Origin of the sequence: Agrobacterium sp. 22117, assembly GCF_052045735.1 — a bacterium.
GTDB classification, from domain to species: domain Bacteria; phylum Pseudomonadota; class Alphaproteobacteria; order Rhizobiales; family Rhizobiaceae; genus Agrobacterium; species Agrobacterium cavarae.
Genome location: NZ_JBQEPP010000003.1, coordinates 69,314 through 92,798 on the forward strand (window position 1 = coordinate 69,314; position 23,485 = coordinate 92,798).

Sequence of the window (23,485 nt, forward strand, 5' to 3'; positions counted from 1 at the left end):
GCAACGCCCAAACAAAAACCCCGGATGTCGCCATCCGGGGTTTTGTCTTTGAGCCAAAAGGCCTCAAGATATTAGTCGTCGTCGCCGTCGCGGTCAGCTTCTGGATCGAAGAAGTCTTCCGGACGAAGCGCATCTTCGTCAACGCCGTAGATGGCGTCAGCGGAGGTGAGGTTTTCACCCTTGGCCTGACGCTCAGCTTCTTCAGCCGAACGGGCAACGTTCAGTTCAACCTGAAGCTCGACTTCCGAGTGCAGGTGAAGCGTGACGTTGTGCAGACCGATGGTCTTGATCGGCGTGTTGAGTTCGACCTGGTTACGGCCAACGCTGAAGCCTTCAGCGCCGAGGATTTCAACGACGTCACGGGCAGCAACGGAACCGTAGAGCTGACCGGTTTCGCCAGCGGAACGAACAACGATGAAGCTCTTGCCTTCGAGTGCGTCGGCAACCTTCTGGGCTTCGGACTTGCGCTCAAGGTTACGGGCTTCGAGCGTTGCGCGCTCGGTTTCAAAACGGGTCTTGTTGGCAGCGTTGGCGCGCAGTGCCTTGCCCTGCGGCAGCAGGAAATTACGTGCGTAGCCGTCGCGAACCTTTACGGTTTCGCCCATCTGGCCAAGCTTTGCGATACGCTCGAGAAGAATGACTTCCATCTTCTTGATCCTTTCTTATTTGGAGTTGGTTTCGTTCGATTTATCGGAGCTCCGCGCAGGTGTCAGAGAGATCGTGCTGCGCACGTCGCTGAGACCTAGGAGGAGGATGAGGAACAGCGGAAACATGAAGATCGCTGAAAGGTATGCGAGGATAAGAACCGGCAGCCGCCAGTCCTTGCCCTTGGAACGGTGATGCAGCGAGGCGTAACCCGCCATGATGAATCCCGCGCCGAATGTACCGCAGAGAACCGCACCGACCATGGCGGGAACACCGCCAAAGAAGGTCAGGACGATGCCTCCAAGGAAAATGAAGATCGCGTTGCGATGCATGCGAAGTGCGGCTGCGATATCTTCGCGTGGGCGAAGACCCTTACCGAAGGAGCGCACCATGCGGCTTGCGAAATAATAGGCCGCAAACAAAAGCATAACCCAGAGGCCGCCCTGGATCATCGGCAGCATCAGAACCAGAAGCGACTTTGTTTGCGAAAGGGCTGCCGGATCTGGCTTGAAGGTCGATTCGCTTGCCTGGACCGACGCCATCATCAGGTCGACCATCTGCGAAACGAGTTCGTGACCATAGCCGATCATCGTGCCGAGAATGATGACCGAGACCGTGATCAGGCCGCACAGATGCAGAACGATGCCGGACAGCGGGTACCAGGCCATCAGGTCTTCCGGGCCGCCGATCTCGGCGGCAGGCCGTGCGAGGTTTGCGAGGTGAGACAGCCAGCCAGCCGGGATCAGCGTAAAGATCGCGATCGTCACGGCAAAAAGCGGGGAGACGGCAAGGGCGCCGAGGAAGCCTGCGGAGAGAACGGCAACGATGGCCGCGGCATTGCCCCAGCCGAGACCGGCAACGAGAACCGGCATGGCGGAAGCTGCATAGAGCAGGAAGGACATCGACGACTGTGCCGTTGCGCCAAGCGTTAGAAACGCGGCGCATATGCCGGCAAGAATGCCGGCGATCAGCACTGTCTGGTTCAATTGTCTCAACGTCGCTGTCCTGCTTGTCTTAGCAGTTAGAGGACCGTTCGTTTGAACGTCGTCCCCAACATGGGGTTTGCTGTCATTCGATCCGCGCCCAACGCGGAAGGAATTGGCGCTCTTGAAGAAGCTGACCGAGAGTCGGCTGCTTCGAGAGGGAGAACGAGGTCGCGTGAAACCGCGACCTCGAAACTTGAATTACGCTACGACGTAAGGCAGCAGGCCGAGGAAGCGTGCACGCTTGATCGCCTGAGCGAGTTCGCGCTGCTTCTTCTGGGAAACGGCGGTGATGCGCGAAGGAACGATCTTGCCGCGCTCGGAAATGTAGCGCTGCAGCAGACGAACGTCCTTGTAGTCGATCTTCGGAGCGTTTGCGCCGGAGAAGGGGCACGTCTTGCGACGGCGGTGGAAGGGGCGGCGTGCCTGGGAAGAGGATGCGTCAGCCATTATTGTTTCTCCTTATGCACGGTCTTCGCGCGGACGGCGCGGACGGTCTTCGCGCGGTGCGCCATCACGGGGACCACGGTCGCCACGGTCAGGACGGTCGCCGTCGCGGCGCGGGCGGTCGTCACGGTCGCGCTTCTGCAACATGGCAGACGGGCCTTCTTCGTGAGCTTCCACAGCGATGGTCATGTAACGAAGAACGTCTTCGTTGATGCGCATCTGGCGCTCGATTTCGTGGATAGCAGCCGCCGGAGCGTCGATGTCCATCAGAGCGTAGTGAGCCTTGCGGTTCTTCTTGATGCGGTAGGTGAGGGACTTCAGACCCCAGTTCTCGATGCGTCCGACTTTGCCGCCGAACGATTCGATAACGCCCTTGTACTGTTCGACAAGTGCGTCGACCTGCTGGGCAGTGATATCCTGCCGGGCAAGGAAGATGTGTTCGTAAAGAGCCATTTAAGCTTTGCCTTTCTTGCGTTTCATTCATCACCCGGCAATGGCGCTAAGCCTCAACGACTGCTCTTGATCGGAAAACCGGAGGCAAGAAAAGCGTTGTTCGAGACGGTCGAGAGCGGAGACACGGGAGGCCGGAAAAACCTTATGGTTCCTGCTGTTTCGAGATCGAAACCAGCCCTCCGTTCAGCCACCAGCCATAAGACCGGGTGTTGTGAACAGCGCGCTTATACTGAATTTTGCTGCGAATGCAAGCGCGCTGCCCGAAAAAGCCTGGTTTAAGGGCCTCGATCAGATTGCCATCGGATACTGACGATGGATATCGGCTATGCCCTTCAGCACCTCGTCGGAGAGCGTGACATCGGCCGCGGTAATATCCGTCTTCAACTGCTCCATCGTTGTTGCACCGATAATGACCGACGCCATGAAGGGGCGCGTAAGACAAAAGGCAATCGCGAGCTGGGCCGGATCGATACCAGCCTCATAGGCCAGTTCCAGATAGGCCTTCACCGGCGCTTCCTGCAGAGGCTGAAGCCGTCCGCCGATGTCGTGATTGATCGACCCGCGCGATCCTTCCGGGCGCGCGCCGTTCTGATACTTGCCGGTCAGGATGCCACCTGCAAGCGGCGAATAGGCAAGCAGGCCGACATCTTCGTGGTGGGCCACTTCGGCCAGATCGAGGTCGAAGCTGCGATAGAGTAGATTGTACTCGTTTTGAATGGAGGCAACGCGTGGGAGCCCCTTTGCTTCGGCGATATCGATATATTTCTGCGTGCCCCAGGCGCTTTCATTGGAAAGGCCGATGGCGCGGATCTTTCCGGCCTTTACCAGCTCGCCCAGTGTTTCGAGCTTTTCGTTGAACTCTTCGAGCGTCTTTTCCTTATTCTGCTTGGACGCGTCGAAGCTCCAGGCCCCGCGGAAATGATAGGTACCGCGGTTCGGCCAGTGGATCTGGTAGAGGTCGATGTAATCGGTCTTCAGGCGATTGAGGCTGGTATCGACTGCTTCGCGAATGGCTGCGGCATCGATATCGCGCCCACCGCGAATGTAATCGCGGCCGGAGCCGGCAACCTTGGTGGCAAGAACCACGTCGCTGCGCTTGCCGGTCTTCTCGAACCATGTCCCGATATAGTCTTCCGTGCGCCCTTGCGTTTCGGCAGAGACCGGCGTCGTCGGGTAGAGCTCGGCTGTGTCGAAGAAATTGACGCCGTTCTCGAGTGCGTAGTCCATCTGCTCATGGGCCTCGGCCTCGGTGTTCTGCGTGCCCCATGTCATCGTGCCAAGGCAGATTTCCGACACGGAAATGCCCGTGCGTCCCAACGTGTTCTGTTTCATGGAAATGTCTCGTTTTGCTTGGAAGGTGGGCAGAAAGTAATGCGGAATTGCCGCAGCGCAAGAAAAAACATTCCGTCTCAATCTCTGTGGAAGAGGGCGGCGAAACAGATGGCAAAGGCGTCGCAAGCGGCGCAAAGCCTTGACTTTGCGGGCCGGAATGTGAATGGAAAGCCCCACAATGGAAGGGAAGGCCCGAGAACAGGCCCAAAAAGAAGGACCGCATTCCATGGCTATCGCATTCACATTTCCCGGTCAGGGCAGCCAGGCTGTCGGCATGGGCAAGGATCTGGCGGAGAATTTTGCAGAAGCCCGCGCCGTTTTCGAGGAAGTCGATGAAGCACTGGGACAGAAACTGTCCGACATCATGTGGAATGGTCCGGAAGAGACGCTGACGCTGACCGCCAATGCACAGCCGGCCCTGATGGCGGTTTCTGTCGCCGTGATGCGCGTCTTGGAAGCGCGTGGCCTGAAGCTCGCTGAAAAAGTATCCTACGTTGCGGGTCATTCGCTTGGCGAATATTCGGCGCTTTGTGCAGCCGGTACCTTCTCGCTGGCCGATACCGCCCGTCTTTTGCGCATCCGTGGCAATGCCATGCAGGCTGCCGTTCCCGTAGGCCAGGGCGCCATGGCGGCGATCATCGGCCTCGAGCATGGCGATGTAGAGGCCATTTGCGCCGAAGCGGCTGCCGGGGGCGTCTGCCAGATTGCCAATGACAATGGCGGCGGCCAGTTGGTCATTTCCGGCGCTAAGGCACCGGTGGAAAAGGCAGCAGCTCTTGCTTCAGAGAAGGGCGCCAAGCGCGCCATCATGCTGCCGGTCTCCGCACCCTTCCACTCGGCGCTGATGGCACCTGCTGCAGAGGCGATGCGCGAGGCGCTGGCTTCTGTCAAGAAGAACAATCCGGTCGTTCCGGTTGTCGCCAATGTGCGCGCAGCACCCGTGTCGGATGCCGAGGAGATTGCCGCCCTGCTGGTCGAGCAGGTGACAGGCCAGGTTCGCTGGCGCGAAACGGTCGAGTGGTTTGCCGCCAATGACGTGACGACACTTTACGAGATCGGCTCCGGCAAGGTTCTGACGGGTCTCGCTCGCCGCATCGACAAGACCGTCAACGGCGTTGCCGTCAATTCCCCTGCGGATATCGAAGCCGCACTTCAGACGCTTCTCGGCTGAGTTCAAGAGAAAAATAAAAGGACGAACAGCATGTTTGATCTGACTGGCCGCAAGGCTCTCATTACCGGCGCGACCGGCGGCATCGGCGAAGAAATCGCCCGTATTCTCCACGCGCAGGGCGCAACCGTTGGCCTTCACGGCACCCGCGTCGAAAAGCTCGAGGCATTGGCCTCCGAGCTTGGCGAGCGCGTCAAGATTTTTCCGGCCAACCTGGCTGACCGCGCAGAGGTAAAGGCACTTGGCGAGAAGGCGGAAGCCGAACTCGAAGGCGTCGACATCCTCGTCAACAATGCGGGCATCACCAAGGATGGCCTTTTCGTTCGCATGAGCGATGAAGACTGGGACAATGTCATCGAGGTCAATCTGACGTCCATGTTCCGCCTGACACGTGAGCTGACCCACCCGATGATGCGCCGCCGTTTCGGCCGCATCATCAACATCACCTCCATCGTCGGCGTCACCGGCAATGCGGGCCAGACGAATTACTGCGCCTCGAAGGCCGGCATGATCGGCTTCTCCAAGTCGCTGGCACAGGAAATTGCTTTGCGCAACGTGACCGTCAACTGCGTGGCACCGGGCTTCATCGAAAGCGCGATGACTGGCAAGCTGAACGACAAGCAGAAGGAAGGCATCATGGGGGCGATCCCGATGAAGCGCATGGGTACGGGCGCTGAAATCGCTTCTGCCGTGCTTTATCTTGCCTCTAACGAGGCCGGTTACATGACCGGTCAGACTCTTCACGTAAATGGCGGCATGGCCATGATCTAATCCATCCTGCATGAAAATCCGCTGCGATTTTCGTGAGGGGTGATTGGACGATCCAACAGGTGAAAGCGCCTTGCATCTTGCTGTGGTGGCGCTTGCACACTTCGACTTCTGACATGTATCGAAAAGAAAATTGCCTGTAGAGCGCGTGTGTTAGCGCTATTTTAAGGCTTTTTTCCCGCAGGAAAGCATGTTAAGCGGGCGAAGACTGTGAACAGTCGTCCCGGAGTGACAGGCGACCGTTGCGATTTCTTGCGACGATGTTAGCTTGACCGGGTTGAACGGGTTTGCCCACGGTGCTTGCCTTAAAGGGGCGCTTGGGGGTTTTAACAGGGCAGGGTGCCTGAAGGGGCATTCCTTTCAAAGTAAAGGTCGAGGAAACCGACATGAGCGATATCGCAGAACGCGTAAAGAAAATTGTAGTTGATCATCTTGGCGTTGACGCCGACAAAGTCGTTGAAGGCGCAAGCTTCATCGACGACCTGGGCGCTGACTCGCTCGACACCGTTGAACTGGTTATGGCGTTCGAAGAAGAATTCGGCGTTGAAATTCCAGACGACGCAGCTGACTCGATCCTGACTGTTGGCGACGCTGTCAAGTTCATCGAAAAGGCTCAGGCCTAATCTTTGAATGGATCAAGGGAAGGCCTAAAAGCCTTCCCGATGTGGCCCGGCCTGTCCGGGCCAATATTTTATCATGCGGTCTCTTTGGGCCGGATGACGCTTGTCGCACGCAAGATGACATATACCAAACACCTATGATTGGACTATGAGGGCGCACAATTGACTTTGAGACGTGTCGTTATCACGGGTACCGGCATGGTATCTCCCCTTGGCTGTGGAACGGAAGTGACCTGGGAGCGGCTTTTGGCCGGTCAGAATGGCGCCCGTCTCGTCACGGAATTCGAAGTCGAAGATCTGCCCGCGAAAATTGCCTGCCGCATTCCTGTCGGTGACGGCACCGATGGCACCTTCAATGCCGATGACTGGATGGAGCCGAAGGAACAGCGCAAGGTCGATCCCTTCATCATCTATGGCATGGCCGCCGCCGAGATGGCGCTGAACGACGCCAACTGGCATCCTGCAACTGACGAAGACCAGATCATGACTGGTGTGCTGATCGGCTCCGGTATCGGTGGCCTCGAAGGCATCGTGGAAGCAGGATACACGCTTCGCGATAAAGGCCCGCGCCGCGTCTCGCCCTTTTTCATTCCCGGTCGTTTGATCAATCTCGTTTCCGGCCAGGTGTCCATCAGGCACAAGCTGCGCGGCCCGAACCATTCGGTCGTCACGGCATGCTCCACCGGTGCGCACGCGATTGGTGATGCTTCCCGTCTGATCGCGCTTGGAGACGCCGATGTGATGGTTGCAGGTGGTGCTGAATCGCCCGTCTGCCGTATTTCACTCGCTGGCTTTGCCGCCTGCAAGGCGCTGTCCACCCAGCACAATGACGATCCGCAGAAGGCATCGCGCCCCTATGACCGCGACCGTGACGGTTTCGTCATGGGCGAGGGCGCCGGCATTGTCGTTCTCGAAGAGCTGGAACATGCAAAGGCACGTGGCGCGAAGATCTATGCCGAAGTCGTCGGCTATGGTCTCTCCGGCGATGCTTACCACATCACCGCTCCGTCCGAAGATGGCGAAGGTGCCTATCGCTGCATGGCCATGGCACTCAAGCGTGCCGGCCTGACGCCAGCCGACATAGATTACATCAACGCCCACGGCACCTCCACAATGGCCGACACGATCGAGCTTGGCGCGGTCGAGCGTCTGGTGGGTGACTCTGCCTCGAAGATTTCCATGTCGTCGACCAAGTCGGCGACAGGCCATCTTCTCGGTGCAGCAGGCGCGATCGAAGCGATCTTCGCGACGCTTGCCATCCGCGACAACATCGTCCCGCCGACGCTCAATCTCGACAATCCCGATGTCGAGACCGCGATCGATCTGGTGCCGCACAAGGCGCGCAAGCGCGACGTCAATGTGGCGCTTTCGAACTCCTTCGGCTTTGGCGGCACGAATGCATCTCTGGTCCTGCGCCGTTACGAAGGCTGAGTGTCTGGACTGACGCTCTAAGTCTGCCAGCATGGGGCGGCCACTTGCCGCCCTTCCAAGAATCGATCAGAACGTTTTTCAGCTTTCCCGGCGAGTTGCCGGGATTGCCTGATCTGCCAGCTCTTCGAAACCAAGGATGCGAGCGCGTCCGTTTTCGATGAACTGGAACGGTGGAGGAACCTCGCTTCGTCAACGAAGATGTGTTTGATCCGTCAGCCGGTTGAGAGTGCAGAATAGCCTGCCGAACCTGTTTTTGCCGCATTGCCTGCTCAAATAAGCCGTTGTAATGCCGAACTGAAAAGGACCGCCGGTGAGCGATAACAGAGAGAACAATCAGCCGCCCTACGACCGCAACAGCTCCTATGAGAGCAAGGGTGGACCGATCATTCCCAAATCGCCGACCGAGGCTCTGAGACCTGAAAAAGTGCCTGAGCCGCCGAAGCGCTCGCGCAAGGCCCACAGCCAGACAGTGATCTTCCTGAATTTTTTGATGACGCTGATCGTGGCCGTCACCGTGGTAGGTATCGCGGGCTTCTACTACATGATCCACTCGTTCCATGAGCCGGGCCCGCTGCCGACCAACACGACCATTACGGTGCGCAATGGCGCCGGTCTGGCGGAAATCGCCAACACGCTGGAGCGAAGCGACGCCATTTCCAACGGACGCATCTTCCGCCTGATGGCAGATCGTTACATGGAGGCCGGTCAGACGCCGAAACCGGGCGAATATGAGATCAAGGCCCATGCATCGATGAAGGATATTCTGTCCTTGCTGGAATCGGGCAAGTCGATCCTCTACACAGTTGCTTTCCCGGAAGGCCTGACGGTCAAACAGATGTTCGCGCGCCTTGAATCCGACCCTGTGCTCGAAGGTGATCTTCCGACCGAATTGCCACCGGAAGGCAGCCTGCGTCCGGACACCTATCCCTTTACCCGCGGTACCAAGCGGGAAGAAATCGTGCGCCAGATGCGCGCAGCGCAGACAAAGCTCGTCGACATGCTGTGGCAGCGGCGCGACCCGGACCTGCCGCTGAAGACCGTCGAGGAATTCATCACACTTGCTTCCATCGTCGAGAAGGAAACCGGCAAGGATGATGAGCGTGGGCACGTCGCGTCCGTCTTCTATAACCGGATGAAAAAGAATATGCGTCTGCAATCCGATCCGACGATCATCTACGGTCTGTTTGGCGGTGAGGGCAAACCATCCGACCGGCCGATCTATCAGTCGGACCTGCAAAAAGAGACGCCGTTCAACACCTATATCATCCGCGGCCTGCCGCCGCACCCGATCGCCAATCCCGGCCGGGCAGCGCTTGAGGCAACGGCCAATCCCTGGCGGACAGACGATCTCTACTTTGTAGCCGATGGCACAGGCGGCCATGTCTTTGCCAAGACGCTGGACGAGCACAACGCCAATGTCCGTCGCTGGAGAAAGATCGAAGCCGAAAAGGCTGCTAGCGGCGGAAACTCCGAAACCGTTGTCGACGGTCAGCCAGGCGGTAATCAGGCAGAGAAACCGGCGAATTAATAGAGGGCTGGCTGCGGCTGCGTGGCCGCACGCACGCAAGCGTCTGGGGGACATTCGAATGACATTGCAATCCATGACGGGCTTCGCGCGCAGCGAAGGCTCCTCCGGACGATATCGCTGGGCCTGGGAGTTGCGCTCCGTCAATGGCAAGGGGCTGGATCTAAGGCTGCGCCTGCCATCGGGCATGGAGGCACTGGAGACGGCGCTCCGTGACATCGCATCGAAAAGCCTGTCGCGCGGTAACATTCAGGCCGGGCTCTCGGTCTCTGCATCAGAGACCAAGCTTGAGGCCGTCGTCAACCGTGACGCGCTGGATGCGGTCCTTGCCTTGAAGCAGGAACTGGGAAATGCGGTCAGCGACGCGCCGCTCAGCTTTGATACGTTGCTGTCGGTGCGCGGTCTCGTTGAGTTTCGCGAGCCAGAGGAAACGGAAGATGCGCAAGCTGCCCGCAACGCCGATATCGTTGACGGATTCTCCGCGGCCGTCGCTTCGTTGAAAGCCATGCGTGAAAGGGAAGGTGCATCGCTCTACACGCTGCTTTCCACCCATATCGACCGTATCGAACAGCTGACATCTATCATCGAAGCCGATCCCTCCCGCCAGCCGGAGCACATCCGGGCGAGGCTGGAAGCGCAGATCGCCTTGATCGGCGATGGCAATGGAGGTCTTGATCGCGAGCGCCTTTATGCGGAAGCCGCATTGCTGGCCACCAAGGCGGATCTGCGCGAGGAGATTGACCGGCTGACCTCGCATGTGTCAGCGGCGCGTGAACTTCTCGCCACCGGCGGGCCTGTCGGGCGCAAGCTCGATTTTCTTGCACAGGAATTTAACCGGGAGTCGAATACGATCTGTTCCAAATCCAATGCCAGTGCTGTAACCGCTGCTGGTATCGAATTGAAAGTCGTGATCGACCAATTCCGCGAACAGGTTCAAAATCTGGAGTAGGCTCCATGGTACCAGCAGATAGCTCTCCCGTTCATATCGCCCGTAGAGGGTTGATGCTGGTCATGTCCTCGCCGTCAGGTGCGGGCAAGTCCACCATCGCCAGAAACCTGCTGGATCGGGACAAGAATATCAGCCTGTCGGTGAGTGTCACGACGCGGCAGCGTCGGCAGAGCGAGATCGAAGGCATTCATTATCACTTCATCACCAAGCGTGAATTCGAGGTGCTGCGAGACAGCGATCAACTGCTGGAATGGGCGGAAGTGCACGGCAATTTCTACGGAACGCCGCGCGCGCCGGTAGAGCAGGCCATGTCTGAAGGTCGCGACATGCTGTTCGATATCGACTGGCAGGGCGCAGAACAGCTTCAGGACAAGATGCAGGCAGACGTGGTGTCGATCTTCATTTTGCCGCCGACCATGACCGAACTGCAGTCGCGCCTGCATCGCCGCGCCGAAGACACCGAAGAAGTGATCCGCACACGCCTCGCCAATTCGCGCGCCGAGATCGAGCACTGGCGGGACTATGACTATGTGATCCTCAATGACGATCTTCAGGCAGCTTTTTCGGCCGTCGAAGCCATCGTCAAGGCCGAACGTGTCCGCCGCAACCGTCGCCACGGCATGTTCGATTTCGTCAGGGGATTGTTGGAGGAAGAGCCGCAGCTTTAATCAGCCCGGTTCTTTAATTGCCAGCCACTTACGAGACAGCTTTTCATCGGCTGCGTCTTCCGCCCAGCCGTGACCACCCTCGAGCATTTCGAGACGAACATCCGCTCCAGCACTAGTGAACTGGTCTGCCAGATCACGCGCGTCGTTCTCCGCGCGCCGTTCATCGTGCTTGGCAGCAAGCAGCAGGACGGGAAAGCCGGTGAGGCTAGGGAGTTCTTCATGTCTTCTAGGTGAAAGCGGCCGCAAGAGGATGGCTCCTCGCGCCATGCTGCCATTCTGGCACAGCACCTCAGCCGCCATGATTGCACCATTTGAGTAGCCGACGAGAAACGGCATCTCGCCTGTCTGACGGATGACAAAATCCATGAACATGCAGAGCCTGGTCGCCTGCGCTCTCAGATCGTCCACGTTGATTTGCCGGTCGGGCTTTCTGCGGAAAAATGCGTAACCATTTTCCCAGGGCACCGCGCCGCGTAGGGCATAAAGAACGGCATTGGGAAACACCGCCCTGCCGAATGCCAGGAGGTCGTTCTCATCCCGTCCTGAGCCATGGAGAAGCACCACGACGCAGTCTGCGGTTCCTGATGGGACAGCAAGCTCGTATTGGAAACCGGCATCGTTCATGGCGGCCCTCTCGGCAGGGTCTAAAACAAGATGAATGTCGGCTTGGTAATACCCCTGACAGGATTACAAACTGTTCGCCAGCCGCACGAACTCTTCGACCGAGAGCGTTTCAGCGCGTCTTGTTGGGTCGATGTCCGCCTTTTCAAGCAGGGCTTCTCCGCCGATGCTTTTCACGCTCTGGCGCAGCATCTTGCGGCGTTGGCCGAAGGCCGCTTCCGTGACCTTCTCAAGCTTCTCAACATCGCAGGCCAGCGGCTTTTCCTTGGGCAGGAGATGCACGACGGTCGAGGTGACTTTGGGCGGTGGGCTGAAGGCTTGTGGCGGAACATCGAAAGCCATTTCCGGCACGGTGCGCCAGCCCGTGAGTACACCGAGGCGGCCATAGTGGTTATCGCCTTCTTCGGCAACAATGCGCTGTCCGACTTCCTTCTGGAACATCAGCGTCATGGACAGCCAGAATGGCGGCCATTCCTTCGGCAGAAGCCAGTTGACCAGAAGCTGGGTGCCGACATTATAGGGGAGGTTGGCGATGATGCGGACCGGTTCGCCCTTGGGAACAAGGGCTTCGAAATCGGTCTTGAGCGCGTCGCCTTCGATCACGTCCAGCCGTCCGGGATAGTGATCGGCAATTTCCGCCAGTGCTGGAAGACAGCGGCTGTCTCGCTCTACGGCAATCACCTTTTTTGCGCCAAGCGAGAGAATGGCGCGGGTCAAGCCACCTGGGCCAGGCCCGACCTCGAAAACTGTAACACCGTCTAGAGGACCGGCGGTACGCGCGATCTTCTGCGTCAGATTAAGGTCGAAAAGGAAGTTCTGACCGAGCGACTTCTTCGCATCAAGGCCGTGGCGCTGGATGACGTCGCGCAGCGGCGGAAGACCATCGATTGCTGCCATCACGAAACCTGCCGCGCAGCGATCTCGGCCGCCATCTTCAACGACGCCACAAGGCTTGAGCAGTTGGCGATACCCTGTCCGGCAATACCGAAGGCGGTGCCATGATCGGGTGACGTGCGGATGAAGGGCAGGCCGAGCGTCACATTGACCGAGTCATCGAAGCCGAGTGCCTTAGCCGGAATCAGGCCCTGATCGTGATACATGCAGATCGCAACGTCATAACGCTTGCGCGCGGCATCATGGAACATGGTGTCGGCCGGCAGAGGGCCGAATGCGTCGATGCCATCCTTGCGCAACTGCATGGTCGCCGGATGGATGATATCGCGATCTTCCGTGCCGATCGCACCGTCTTCGCCCGCATGTGGGTTTAGCCCAGCGACTGCCAGTCTTGGCGCATCCATGCCGAACTTGCTCGTCAGGTCGTTGGCAACGATCCGGCATGTATCGATGATGAGCTCCTCCGTCAGAGCAGATGCCACATCCTTGATGGGAATGTGGATCGTCACAGGCACGACACGCAGCTTTGGCCCGGCGATCATCATGACCGGTCGCGCTGCCTGGCCTGTGTGCTTGAGCGCGAGATCCGCAAGGAATTCTGTGTGGCCGGGGAAGCCGAAGCCGGCTTCGTAAAGCACGGCTTTGGCGATCGGATTGGTAACGACGGCAGCCGCCTTTCTCGCCATCGTCAACGAGGCAGCGGTCTCGATGGCCTTGATGGTGGAGATGGCTGTGCCGACATGAGGTTGGCCTGCCTGTACGTCAAAACCGACAGGAACAGGCAAAACGGGCAGGCCGGTGGTGAATGCAGAAACTGCTTCTTCAGCCTCGCAGGTGACGATGTTGACCGGAATGTCAAGAATATTTGCCCGGCTCGTCAGCACGTCTGGATCACCGACGAAGAGAAATGGCGGAACACTGAGTTCATCACGTCTTGCCCAGGCTGCAAGCGCGATATCGGGACCGATGCCGGCGGGATCGCCCTGTGTCAAAGCGAGAGGCAGTTCAAGCGACGTCACGACGTTCGGATCTTTCACCTGTTGCGCTGGTCTCGAAAGGTGCGACCCTGCCGATCAGCGGCATTTTGATATCTTGGAAACCATAGCGGCACCGCATCAGGGTGCCGCACCAGGATCAGGTTTGAGTGATCTGTGCCTTGCTGCGAAGCTCGTCCAGATACTTCTTCTCGTTCGGGTTCTCACCCTTTTCCGCCTTGCTCAGGTCTTCGGCACGAAAGACAACTTCCGCCGCATAGTCATCGGAAACCTGCTGCTTCTTGCAGACAGCCAGGTACTCGACGCCCTTCTCGGTCACGCGCGTGGCGGTGGTGCCGCCCTCAGGCGTCTTGGTAACCAGGTCCTTCCACTCCGTGGGAAGTTCCGGTTCGAGAATCCGGCCAAGGTCCTTGATCGAAACATCCAGCATCGTGGCTGCGAAGGTCTTTGCCTGCTCGCAGCCGGGATAGCGCTTACGGGACGCTTCCGCTTCGCTCTTGCGTTTGCCGATGATGGACTTCTTCGATTCCGGTACGACGAAAATTATCTGCTGCAGGAAGTATTCCGACGTCACAGGCTTCTGGCCGCGCTCCTTGAGACGCGTGATGAAGTCCTGTGTCGACATGCGGTTCTTGCCGCCGTAGCGCGCATTGACCAGGCGTGGCCAGCTCATCTGCACGGCGATGAAGGATTTGAAGTGGTCGGCACCCACGCCAGCCTGGGTCAGCACCTTGGTCAGTTGGTCTTTCGTCAACTTGTTGCTGGCAGCAAAGCGGCCGAAGGCGGCATCGACATCTGCGGTGCTGACCGAAGCCTTGACGCGGGCGATTTCCTCGCGCTTCAAAGCCTCCTCGATCAGCTGTTCGCGGGCCTTCTCGTTGAGATTGCCCGACTGCCGCTGCAGCTTCAAGAAAGCCACGCGGCGTGCAATATCGTCAGAGGTGATCGGTGTCTTGTTGACGACGATCTTCACCGCGCTGTCGGCAAAAGCGACATTCGCCTGCGGCGCGACAATCATGGGAACTGCGAAGATCGCAAAGGCAAACGCGACGCTGCGCATCGCCTTCTTTCCGAAGTTCATCCTGGTCTCTCCCTCTCGGCAAGCCATTGGACCGGTTCCACGGCATTGCTTTTGAAACTCTCGCGGCATGAAGTTTATATGCTCACCTCACGGTGATGCTTCGCCTTCTTCCGCGATCCTAAATATGAACGCGCCCGTGTATATCACTGGAATGATTACCACCGCAATCGTCCGTCACAACCAGATCGTCGATATCTACGGCAAAAGCGTGACCTTAACTGCAGTCTGTCGATGACATGATATCGAGCGCCACACCCGGTGGAGGTGTCGCTACAAATGAAAACGGCGGGAAAATCCCGCCGTTGTTTTGTAAGGTCTAGGCTATCAGTAGTTGTTTGGCTGCCAGCCAATATCGGCCTTGTCCCAGTCTTCCGCAGCCGAGCCGACGCTGATGTCGCCGAGTGTGCGGAAGGCGAGGCGGGCATTGATCGACCAGTCATTTGCCGCCTCGCGCACGGTGCTGAGGTTACCCTCATCCGAGTAGCTGACGGTAAAGATGGTGCACTCGTCCTGATAGAGAACACCGATACGGCGCTCGCTCGAGAACTTGTTGTTCAAGTCGTAGTTGATCGCGCCGAACAGAGCCCAATTGTCGTCGAGGCGGATCTTGCCCGACGTCTGGATGATGTCACGATCACGGTCATAGCCGTAATTCGGCTGTGCCTTGACCTGCGTATAGCTGACCTTGCCGGTAAAACGGTTGTCCGTGTAGTGGACGCTGTTCTCCATCCGGTTGATCTCGAAGTTATCCTTGTCCAGACGCAAGCTGTTGGAGAAGGACAGACCGATCGGCGCATCGATCGCCGCCATCGTCACGTAGTCGGAGCGGTCCGATTCCAGACCGGAATCGGCACCGGCATTGACCAGATCCGGGGAGGCGAAAGAATTCTCGCCGGCCAGATGGAAGGACTGACCCGCAATCGCGCGGATGCCGTAGCCATTGTCGAACGTGCCGTTATAGCGGAAGCCGAGATTGGCACGCGTGCCGCCTTCGACACGGTCGAAGCCCGTGAACTTGTCGCGTTCGAACAGGTTGGTCGCATCGAAGACGAAGGCCTGCGAATCTTCGTTTGGAAGGCGACCGGCAAATTGCTCATCCGGACGCACGAATACCTGAGCGATCGGCTCAATCACGTGGCTGCTGTTCTGCGCCGTGAACAAAATCGGATATCGTGCTTCGAGACCAAGCGTTGCCATGCCGCGGAAGGCCGCGTCATCGTCAATCGAACTGCCATAGGCGAGACCCTGTGTCGCCATATCGGTGGAGAAGATGTCTCCACGAAGGGCGCCGAGCGGTGTCAGTTGAAGGCCGCTGTCGAAGGTGTAGGTTCTCTTCCACTCGGCTTCCGTCGTCAGGCGCGTATAGGTGCCTTCAAGACCCGGGAAGCGGTTGGAGGTTCCGAGCGCGTAGGCATCCTGATTGCGGCGCGTCAGGCTCGTGAGGTTCGTCGTCAGCGAAAGCTCGCCGCCATAGACGGGATCGGGAAGGAAGTAACGATAGTCAACGGCTGGATGGACAATCGCCTGCCTGCGCTCTTCCAACTCGAAGTCGTCCTTGTCCTGGACGTTGAAGTAGTAGGCATTGGCATCGAAGCTGTTACGATCACCGAGGCCGGTGAGGTAAAGCTTGTTGGTCTGGGTTTCGCTCTTATAGCCCTTGAGGTCATAGGTGCGGGCGAAGTTGTTGTCGGACTGCACCATGACGTCCCAGCCGAATGACCAGCGAGGATTGATCTTGAAGTCACCCTTGCTGGCAACCATGCCGCGACGGTCGTTCAGCGCGTCGCTGGTGCCAGAGTCGAATCGTTCCGGGTCGCGCTGGTCGATGCCGGCAAATGTCAGCGTGTGCGTTCCCATCTCGAAACGGTTGCGCAGTTCACCGTGAAGCAGAAGGCCCTGGGCAGTGTAGAAGGTCGGTGTGACCGTCAGATCCGCGCTATCGCCAAGCACCTGATAATAGGGCACGCCGATACCGAAACCGAGCTTGTCGGTTATGCTCATCTGCGGGAACAAAAAGCCCGATTTGCGCTTTACCCGGTTGTCGGGAACGGTGAGGAACGGAAGATAGGCGATCGGCTTGCCGAACAGCTCGAAACGAGCCTTCTCCAATCGAACCGTCTGGCTCTTGCCGTCCTGAATGACGCGCTCTGCCTTGACCTGCCAAAGTGGCGGCTTGTCGGGACGTTCGGCGCAGGGAAGGCAGGCCGTATAAACGCCGTTGTTGAGGATCATAACATCCTCATTGACGCGTTCAGCACTTTCGCCGGCAATGCGCGTGTTGTCGGTCGTTTCCACGCGCAGAGCATTCACGAAGCCCTGCGAGAAATTGTCGGTCACGTCCAACTCATCGGCATAGATGCGGTTGCCGCTTGGCTCGATGAGTTCGATGTTTCCACGGGCAACGACGCGACCGGTGCCCTGATTATATTCAATGCGTTGGGCCACCATGCGGTAGCCGGAATATTTCAAGCGCACGCCACCCGTCGCGATCACTTCTTGTGCGTCACGATTATAGGTGAGTTCATTTGCTGTAAGCAGGAGTTTTGATTGGTCTTGAGCGTCGCCCACAATCACCCCGTCATCAGCGAAAGCGCTGGATGCGGTAGCTACGTATGCGCACACAGAAGCCCCTGTCAGAAGGGCTGCCGCAAGCCGTCTGATATTCCCGCGGTCAAATACCGCCACTAGCCGTCCTCCTGATGAAGCAGAATGGTTGCCCCCAATGCCAACGCTACGACGACTGGAATCCAGACCGCAACGAAGGGCGGAACAACGCCGCTACTCCCGAATGCCCTTACGAGCACGGTTACCACATAAAGCACGAAGCCGGAAAGGATTCCACCCAGAATCACTGAACGGGACTGTGCAAAACGGCTGAACTTTAGAGAAACAGTTGCCGCAATGAACGTCATCGCCACCAGTAGAAATGGCATGGAGAGTAGGAAGTGATATTGCGTCTCGAGTGCCTTGGATGACAGGCCGAAGGATTTCGCCACTTCGATTTTTCGAGAAAGATCAAAGAAAGCAACGGTTTCCGGCTGAGTCAGACGCTCTTGAACGAATTCCTGTCTCAAATTGGTACTGATTCTGGCCGTCGCCTGATGGGTGGGGACGTGACCCGGCCGAATCTCCGAAACGTTGTTAAGAAGCCAGTAACCATCTTCCAACTTCGCCGAGGCGGCGTCCTGTCGGAAAAGGATGTTGCCGTTCTTGTCGAGGTGGATCAGCACCACATCTTTCAGCAGCGCGCCGTTATCCTCGAAGCTCTTGGCTCCGATGATCGTGTCCTCTCCACCGCTGCTTTGGCGCAGCCATGGAATTACCTGCTGCTGACGCGGGCCGCTGCCATCATTACGCCATCCCGCCTCAACGGAGAGCGACTTGCTTTCGCCCCAGGCGGCGAGCGGATTGAGCGCCGCGACGCAGAGGATGCCGAGCAGGATTGCGCCGGTGATGAAGGGCAGCATGAACTGCCAGACGGAAATGCCCGCCGCGCGCGTCACCACAAGCTCGTAGCGGCGGTTCAGCGAGATCAGCGTCGTCATGCCGACGAAGAGGGCAACGAAAGGAACAGTCTGCTGTAGGATAAGCGGCAGTCGAAGCGCCGTTAGCCCCAGTGCGGCCGGCACGGAATACCCGGGAAGACCGGACATGCGTCGTGCGGTTTCGCTAAAATCGGCCAGAAAGATGATCGACGAGACGCCGAGCAGAAACCAGAAGGTGGTCATGGCGTAGCGACGAAGAAAATAGCGGGCGAGTGTACCGAAGATCATGCGCTCTGTCCCCCGTTACCGTTCACCTTTGGCCGGCTGACGCGACGCTGGAGCGCCTGGGTTGCGGTATGAAGGAAGGACGGCATATGCAGCTTGCGGCCGGTCGCCAGCAGATAGGCGGCAATGAGGCCGCTGACCACCGGAACGGCATAGACGAAGGGAATGAAGGCAGCGCTCTGCTTCACCTGATTGGTGAAATAGAAGCCCAGCCAGCGCAGCATGAAGGCCGTGACCAGCGCAACCACCATGGGATGTAGCCGTGCCTCGCGGTGAGAGCGCGCGTCCCCTGCGACGACCAGCGAGATCAAAGCAAACACGAAGGGAAACATCCAGTCGACGAGACGCCGGTGCAGTTCCGAACGGAAGCTTCCAGGATTTTTCTTGTAGCTTTCCAGGTTCTCGTCGGGAGACAGCAGGAAGGCCAGGCTGGCATCGCTGGCAGACAGCGACGGCTCATTGTCGGACTTCTCCGACATGGTCGAGAGATCGAAGGCGTAGGACAGGAACTTGACGACCGAAACCTTGCCGTCCGGCGTCTTCTGCTGAACCTCACCGTCACGCATGGTGAGTGAGGTACCACCTTCATCGATCATGCCTTCCTTGGCATAATAAATAAGGTCGTAATTCGGATCGCGACGGTCGGCAACGAAGAGCCCACGAAGGATTCGGCCCTGACGCTGGCCGATTTGCACATAAAGTCCATCCTGAATGGTGCGGAAAGTCTTCTCTTCGATCACCGAGGAGAGGAGGTCGGCATAGGCTGCAGCGACCATCTGGCGCGCAGCGGCACGTGCCGGCGGCTCGGCAAAATTGGTGATGCCGAAGGAGACGAGGCTCAGCACCGCGCCGAGAATGAGGACAGGCTTGTAGATGATCGTGCGGCGCGCGCCCGACGCATCGATAATGGCGAGCTCCGAGTCGGTGTTCATCGCGGTGAGCGTCTGCGTCACGCCAATGACAAGCGCGAAGGGTAGAACGACGGGAATGAGCGTCGGCAACAGCATGGTCGCGAGCGTCATGAACGAGCCCATCGACTGGCCGCTATCCGTGACGAGGTTGATTCTTTGCAGAACCTGGATCGTCCAGATGATTGCCAGCACGGGCATCAGCGCGACGAGAACCATCTGCGTCGTGCGTCGCAATATGTACCGTTCGAGAAGCGCCATTTAGTCCCTGGTAACGTTTTTCATTCTTTTTTCCCGTGCAGGGAACCGGCCCTATGTAATCGCATCGATCCCGCTTGGCGACTCTCGATGGACCACAAATTTCTTTCACGCAGTCATTTTTCCTGTGGCTGTGGCTTTTTGTGGAGAGCTGGCGAAAAAACTTTTCGTCGAACCTCAGTCGTTACCGCGACCATCCACAAATTTGACACTGCGAGTCGCCATGCCGGGGTTGCGTCACGGGCGGAAAGGCCCATGATCCGCACACCCTTTAAAAAACAGCAAGATGAGCATCAAGATGTCCGCCAGTTTCGATATTTCCTTCGCCGCTTCCGCCTCATGTGAAAATGCCACGGCAATTCTTCTGCGCGCTTCCGGCGACGAAGGGGCGGCGGGTCAGGCGCATGTGGATCCGGCTGGCGTGCTGGAAAAGGCCGCCAAGGTGGCAGGCTTTTCAGCAAAGTCGATGAGCGTTCTCGATGTTCTGACGCCCCAGGGTTCTGAGGCAGATCGCATCACCGTGATCGGCCTTGGCAAGGCCACGAAGCTCACCGCGCATGATTGGCTGAGGGCAGGCGGCACTGCTGCTGCCAATTTCAAGAAGGCGGAAAAGGTCGTCGTCTATGTCGATGTTCCGGGCCTCGATGTGAATGGCAAGGCCGCCGCCGACTTCGCCCTTGGGCTTCTGCTGCGCGCCTATAGCTTCGATGCCTACAAGACCAAGAAGCCGTCCGACGAAGAGAAGAAGCCGAAGCGCGTCGATGTGACGATTGTGACGGTTGTCCACAAGGAGGCAGAAAAGGCGTTCGAGGCTGCTCAGGCCGTCGCCGATGGCGTCATTCTGGCGCGCGATCTCGTCAATCTGCCGCCGAATGTGCTTGGTCCGGTCGAATTTGCCGAGAAGGCGGAAGGCTTGAAGAAACTCGGCGTAGAGGTTGAAATCCTTGGCGAAAAGGAAATGAAGAAGCTCGGCATGGGCGCACTTCTCGGCGTGGCGCAAGGCTCTGTTCGCCCGCCACGGCTTGCCATCATGCAATGGAATGGCGGCTCCAAGAAAGACGAGCCGATCGCCTTCATCGGCAAGGGCGTGGTGTTCGACACCGGCGGTATTTCTCTGAAGCCAGGTGCCGGCATGGAAGACATGAAGGGCGACATGGGCGGCGCTGCTGCCGTGACCGGTCTCATGCACACGCTTGCGGCCCGCAAGGCAAAGGCCAATGTGATCGGCGTTATCGGGCTCGTCGAAAACATGCCGGATGGCAATGCCCAGCGGCCTGGCGATATCGTCACCTCCATGTCCGGCCAGACCATCGAGATCATCAATACCGACGCCGAAGGCCGCCTCGTTCTGGCGGATGCGCTCTGGTACACGAACGATCGCTTCAAGCCGAAATTCATAATCAATCTTGCCACGCTCACCGGTGCAATCACAGTTGCGCTTGGTAATCTTCAGGCAGGCCTCTTCTCCAATGACGATGAACTGGCCGGTCAATTGGTCGAGGCGGGCGACACGACACAGGAGAAGCTGTGGCGCATGCCGCTTGGCAAGGACTACGACAAGATCATCGATTCGAAGTTTGCCGATATGAAGAACAGCGCTGGCCGCTTGGCGGGCTCGGTCACAGCGGCCCAGTTCCTCAAGCGCTTCGTCGGTGAGACGCCATGGGCGCATTTGGATATTGCCGGTACGGCCATGGGCTCGCCGCTGACTGAGATCAACCAGTCCTGGGGCTCCGGCTATGGCGTGCGCCTTCTGGACGAGTTGGTCCGCGCGCACTACGAGGATTGAGATAGAAGCATGAAGGTGGCAATCCCCCGATGACGGAAGTTCTGTTTTATCATCTGACGGAATCCAAGCTGGAGGATGCCTTGCCGCCGCTGCTGGAAAAATCGCTGGAGCGCGGCTGGAAGGTCGCGGTCCAAACGGGAAGTGATGAGAAGCGCGATGCGCTCGACGTGCTTCTCTGGACGTTCCGCGACGATAGCTTTCTGCCGCACGCCACCGATGCCGCCGCAACATCTGCGCAACAGCCGGTGTTGCTCACCTCAAGTGATGGCAATGCCAATCAGGCGACAGTACGCTTTCTTGTCGATGGTGCGGAGCCGCCGGCACTGGACGCCTATGAGCGCATCGTCTTCATGTTCGATGGCTATGACGCAGAGCAGCTGGAAGCGGCACGCGCGCAGTGGAAGAAGCTGAAAGGCGAGGGCCATGCACTCACCTATTGGCAGCAATCGCCTGAAGGCCGCTGGCAGAAAAAGGCGTGAGCCTCCAGCGCATCAACGACGAAAACGAAAACCGGCAAAGCCGGTCGTCTTGGTCGGGATCATCCACACACCGCCCGATGATGGCGCCTTCTGCAACCGCTCGTCGGACATGTTGTGACGGTGGGACGTCAGAAAAAGCGTACTGAAGTCCGGCCCACCGAAGCAGCCCATGGTGGGGTGCGGGACGGGCGCCTCAGTCGCACCAAGATGCGTACCGTTGGGCGAAAACGCATTGATCAGTCCGGCAGAAACGCCAGCGCTCCAATAAACGCCAGAACGATCGACGCAGCCGCCATCGGGCCTGCCCGTTTCCTCTGTCATCTGCGCAACCAGAATGCCTTCATCGAAAGTGCCGCGGCTCTTGTCGAAGGCGCGGCGACGGATCCATCTTTGGACGGAATCGCTCTGCCACATGACCGAACCATCTTGCGAGAAGGCAAGCCCATTGGGGCAGGTGAGGCCGGTCTGCATCCGTTCGGCGCCACTCGCCGTGACGCGCCAAAGTTCGCCGCGCGGCTCCATCTGCGCCAGTGGCACGTTATGCATCGTGCCGACCCAGAATGCACCGTCTGGCCCGATCCGTCCGTCATTCAGGCGGAAAGCTGCGCCTTCCGGCGCCGGAATGCTGCAAAGCGTTTGGGTGGCGCCACTTTCCGGATCGAGGAAAACAATATCCATGCCGCAGGCAATGATGAGGTCACCATTGTCGCAAAGCCCAAGGCTGGACACCGTGCTTGGGAAAGACCATTCACGGTACTGGCCGGGCGTTAGCGCGGCAGAGCGCACCGTCTTGCCGAGAATATCGCACCAGAACAGCACTTGGCGCTTTTCGTCCCAAACGGGCGATTCGGCGAGAGTGCTGATTGTGTCGCAGAGAAGCTCTGCCTCTGACATGCCAAGCGTTTCGGCAGGCAGCGATCCGGAGTGTGCAGTCGTCATGATGGGGTATCCAGTGTCGGTGGTGCCGCGGATTTACTCGAAATAATCCTGATGGTTGGCGAAGACCTGCGCCAGAATGCCAAGAACGCGGCGAAGATGTTTGCGCAGTTCATCCGCCGCAAGAGTTTCATTGCCATCCTGGATCGCTGCATAGACTGCCTCGTGTTCGGCAAGCAGGCCAGCCATGTGCGCCTCATCGGTAATGGCAAGAGCCCGCAGGCGATCAAGTCCTGCTTTTTCGCGGATGAGCAGCGTTTCCAGCCTGTCCATCCCTGTGGCGGCAGCAAGAGCACTGTGAAACTGGTCGTCATGCATACGAAAGGCCTTGCGATCTCCACGCTGCATTGCCTTGCGCTGACCGTTCAGCGCATGCTCGATCTCCTGCTCCGCTTCCGCCGAAAGACCGATCTCGCACAGCTTCTCGACCGCTGCGACCTCAAGCGCTTCACGGATGAACTGCGAACTGCGGATACTTTTTTCAGAAAGCTTGGAGACATAGGTGCCGCGGCTGGGAAGGGTCACGATCAGGCCGTCGTCTCGCAGACGGCTCAAGGCTTCACGCACCGGCGTGCGACTGGAATTGAATGATAGCCCGATCTCATTTTCAGACACCGCCTGCCCGGGAAAAAGCTCTCGCGACAAAATGGCGGATTTCAACGCCGAATAAATCTGATCCACTACCGGGCGGTTCAGATCCAGCCGTTCCATAGTCGGGACAGAGCCGCCTGTCATCGGGATTTTTGGCATTTGCACTCCAGCAAT

General features: G+C 58.3%; 23 protein-coding genes. 9 read left to right on the forward strand and 14 right to left on the reverse strand.

Going from position 1 to position 23,485, the window contains the following annotated elements:
- Positions 1-71 precede the first annotated feature (71 nt).
- The 5 genes from rplI to ACTJKV_RS08800 all read right to left on the reverse strand — a co-directional run bounded on the left by rplI (position 72) and on the right by ACTJKV_RS08800 (position 3,860).
- The gene (gene rplI / locus ACTJKV_RS08780; RefSeq protein ID WP_440598611.1) at positions 72-647 is read right to left on the reverse strand and encodes a 50S ribosomal protein L9; all 576 of its coding nucleotides are present in this window, start codon (positions 645-647) and stop codon (positions 72-74) included.
- 15 nt (positions 648-662) lie between these two features.
- Positions 663-1,640 carry a DUF2232 domain-containing protein gene (locus ACTJKV_RS08785; protein WP_274103761.1) on the reverse strand — a complete coding sequence of 326 codons (978 nt, stop codon included), beginning with the start codon at positions 1,638-1,640 and terminating at the stop codon, positions 663-665.
- A 189-nt stretch (positions 1,641-1,829) separates the two neighbouring features.
- Positions 1,830-2,078 carry a 30S ribosomal protein S18 gene (gene rpsR, locus ACTJKV_RS08790; protein WP_003502063.1) on the reverse strand — a complete coding sequence of 83 codons (249 nt, stop codon included), beginning with the start codon at positions 2,076-2,078 and terminating at the stop codon, positions 1,830-1,832.
- A 12-nt stretch (positions 2,079-2,090) separates the two neighbouring features.
- Positions 2,091-2,528 (reverse strand): 30S ribosomal protein S6, encoded by a 438-nt coding sequence (rpsF, locus tag ACTJKV_RS08795; RefSeq protein ID WP_062425625.1) that lies wholly within the window; start codon positions 2,526-2,528, stop codon positions 2,091-2,093.
- 288 nt (positions 2,529-2,816) lie between these two features.
- Positions 2,817-3,860: an aldo/keto reductase gene (locus ACTJKV_RS08800; protein ID WP_274103758.1), complete on the reverse strand. Its 1,044-nt coding sequence runs from the start codon at positions 3,858-3,860 to the stop codon at positions 2,817-2,819.
- 226 nt (positions 3,861-4,086) lie between these two features.
- Here ACTJKV_RS08800 and fabD point away from each other — a divergent pair, with 226 nt between their 5' ends.
- The 7 genes from fabD (at position 4,087) to gmk (ending at position 10,989) form a co-directional block, all read left to right on the forward strand.
- The gene (gene fabD, locus ACTJKV_RS08805; RefSeq protein ID WP_113225465.1) at positions 4,087-5,031 is read left to right on the forward strand and encodes an ACP S-malonyltransferase; all 945 of its coding nucleotides are present in this window, start codon (positions 4,087-4,089) and stop codon (positions 5,029-5,031) included.
- Positions 5,032-5,061: 30 nt separating this feature from the next.
- Positions 5,062-5,799 (forward strand): 3-oxoacyl-[acyl-carrier-protein] reductase, encoded by a 738-nt coding sequence (gene fabG, locus ACTJKV_RS08810; protein ID WP_274103757.1) that lies wholly within the window; start codon positions 5,062-5,064, stop codon positions 5,797-5,799.
- A 383-nt stretch (positions 5,800-6,182) separates the two neighbouring features.
- Positions 6,183-6,419 carry an acyl carrier protein gene (locus tag ACTJKV_RS08815; RefSeq protein WP_027675866.1) on the forward strand — a complete coding sequence of 79 codons (237 nt, stop codon included), beginning with the start codon at positions 6,183-6,185 and terminating at the stop codon, positions 6,417-6,419.
- Between the two features lie 165 nt (positions 6,420-6,584).
- Positions 6,585-7,847: a beta-ketoacyl-ACP synthase II gene (gene fabF, locus ACTJKV_RS08820; RefSeq protein WP_062425622.1), complete on the forward strand. Its 1,263-nt coding sequence runs from the start codon at positions 6,585-6,587 to the stop codon at positions 7,845-7,847.
- A 310-nt stretch (positions 7,848-8,157) separates the two neighbouring features.
- Positions 8,158-9,375, forward strand: a complete 1,218-nt coding sequence (gene mltG, locus ACTJKV_RS08825) for an endolytic transglycosylase MltG (RefSeq protein ID WP_113225403.1) — start codon at positions 8,158-8,160, stop codon at positions 9,373-9,375.
- A 58-nt stretch (positions 9,376-9,433) separates the two neighbouring features.
- On the forward strand, positions 9,434-10,321 hold the full coding sequence (locus ACTJKV_RS08830; protein WP_274103756.1) for a YicC/YloC family endoribonuclease: 888 nt from the start codon (positions 9,434-9,436) through the stop codon (positions 10,319-10,321).
- A gap of 5 nt (positions 10,322-10,326) precedes the next feature.
- Positions 10,327-10,989 carry a guanylate kinase gene (gene gmk / locus ACTJKV_RS08835; RefSeq protein ID WP_062425619.1) on the forward strand — a complete coding sequence of 221 codons (663 nt, stop codon included), beginning with the start codon at positions 10,327-10,329 and terminating at the stop codon, positions 10,987-10,989.
- On the opposite strand, the gene ACTJKV_RS08840 is transcribed toward gmk, so the two are convergent.
- From ACTJKV_RS08840 to lptF, 7 genes are all read right to left on the reverse strand, one after another.
- On the reverse strand, positions 10,990-11,613 hold the full coding sequence (locus ACTJKV_RS08840) for an alpha/beta hydrolase (protein WP_274103755.1): 624 nt from the start codon (positions 11,611-11,613) through the stop codon (positions 10,990-10,992).
- Positions 11,614-11,676: 63 nt separating this feature from the next.
- Positions 11,677-12,507, reverse strand: a complete 831-nt coding sequence (gene rsmA, locus ACTJKV_RS08845; protein WP_113225406.1) for a 16S rRNA (adenine(1518)-N(6)/adenine(1519)-N(6))-dimethyltransferase RsmA — start codon at positions 12,505-12,507, stop codon at positions 11,677-11,679.
- Complete coding sequence (gene pdxA / locus ACTJKV_RS08850) at positions 12,507-13,523, reverse strand: 4-hydroxythreonine-4-phosphate dehydrogenase PdxA (RefSeq protein WP_274103806.1); 1,017 nt, start codon at positions 13,521-13,523, stop codon at positions 12,507-12,509. Before pdxA ends, rsmA begins: the two co-directional genes overlap by 1 nt.
- Before the next feature lie 115 nt (positions 13,524-13,638).
- Positions 13,639-14,580, reverse strand: coding sequence for a SurA N-terminal domain-containing protein (locus ACTJKV_RS08855; RefSeq protein ID WP_062598224.1), 942 nt, complete (start codon positions 14,578-14,580; stop codon positions 13,639-13,641).
- Positions 14,581-14,904: 324 nt separating this feature from the next.
- Positions 14,905-17,265 (reverse strand): LPS-assembly protein LptD, encoded by a 2,361-nt coding sequence (locus ACTJKV_RS08860; RefSeq protein WP_274103754.1) that lies wholly within the window; start codon positions 17,263-17,265, stop codon positions 14,905-14,907.
- Positions 17,265-18,353: an LPS export ABC transporter permease LptG gene (gene lptG / locus ACTJKV_RS08865; RefSeq protein ID WP_062425614.1), complete on the reverse strand. Its 1,089-nt coding sequence runs from the start codon at positions 18,351-18,353 to the stop codon at positions 17,265-17,267. Before lptG ends, ACTJKV_RS08860 begins: the two co-directional genes overlap by 1 nt.
- Complete coding sequence (gene lptF / locus ACTJKV_RS08870; RefSeq protein WP_440598612.1) at positions 18,350-19,519, reverse strand: LPS export ABC transporter permease LptF; 1,170 nt, start codon at positions 19,517-19,519, stop codon at positions 18,350-18,352. The genes lptG and lptF overlap by 4 nt, the downstream gene beginning before the upstream one ends.
- A 295-nt stretch (positions 19,520-19,814) precedes the next feature.
- On the opposite strand from lptF, the gene ACTJKV_RS08875 reads away from it, so the two are divergent.
- Positions 19,815-21,305 (forward strand): leucyl aminopeptidase, encoded by a 1,491-nt coding sequence (locus ACTJKV_RS08875; protein ID WP_274103752.1) that lies wholly within the window; start codon positions 19,815-19,817, stop codon positions 21,303-21,305.
- Between the two features lie 29 nt (positions 21,306-21,334).
- Entirely contained in the window at positions 21,335-21,784 is a 450-nt protein-coding gene (locus tag ACTJKV_RS08880; protein WP_062425612.1) for a DNA polymerase III subunit chi, read from the forward strand.
- A gap of 12 nt (positions 21,785-21,796) precedes the next feature.
- On the opposite strand, the gene ACTJKV_RS08885 is transcribed toward ACTJKV_RS08880, so the two are convergent.
- Positions 21,797-22,723 carry an SMP-30/gluconolactonase/LRE family protein gene (locus tag ACTJKV_RS08885; RefSeq protein ID WP_111847821.1) on the reverse strand — a complete coding sequence of 309 codons (927 nt, stop codon included), beginning with the start codon at positions 22,721-22,723 and terminating at the stop codon, positions 21,797-21,799.
- 33 nt (positions 22,724-22,756) lie between these two features.
- Complete coding sequence (locus ACTJKV_RS08890) at positions 22,757-23,470, reverse strand: GntR family transcriptional regulator (protein WP_062425610.1); 714 nt, start codon at positions 23,468-23,470, stop codon at positions 22,757-22,759.
- Between the last annotated feature and the right edge of the window lie 15 nt (positions 23,471-23,485).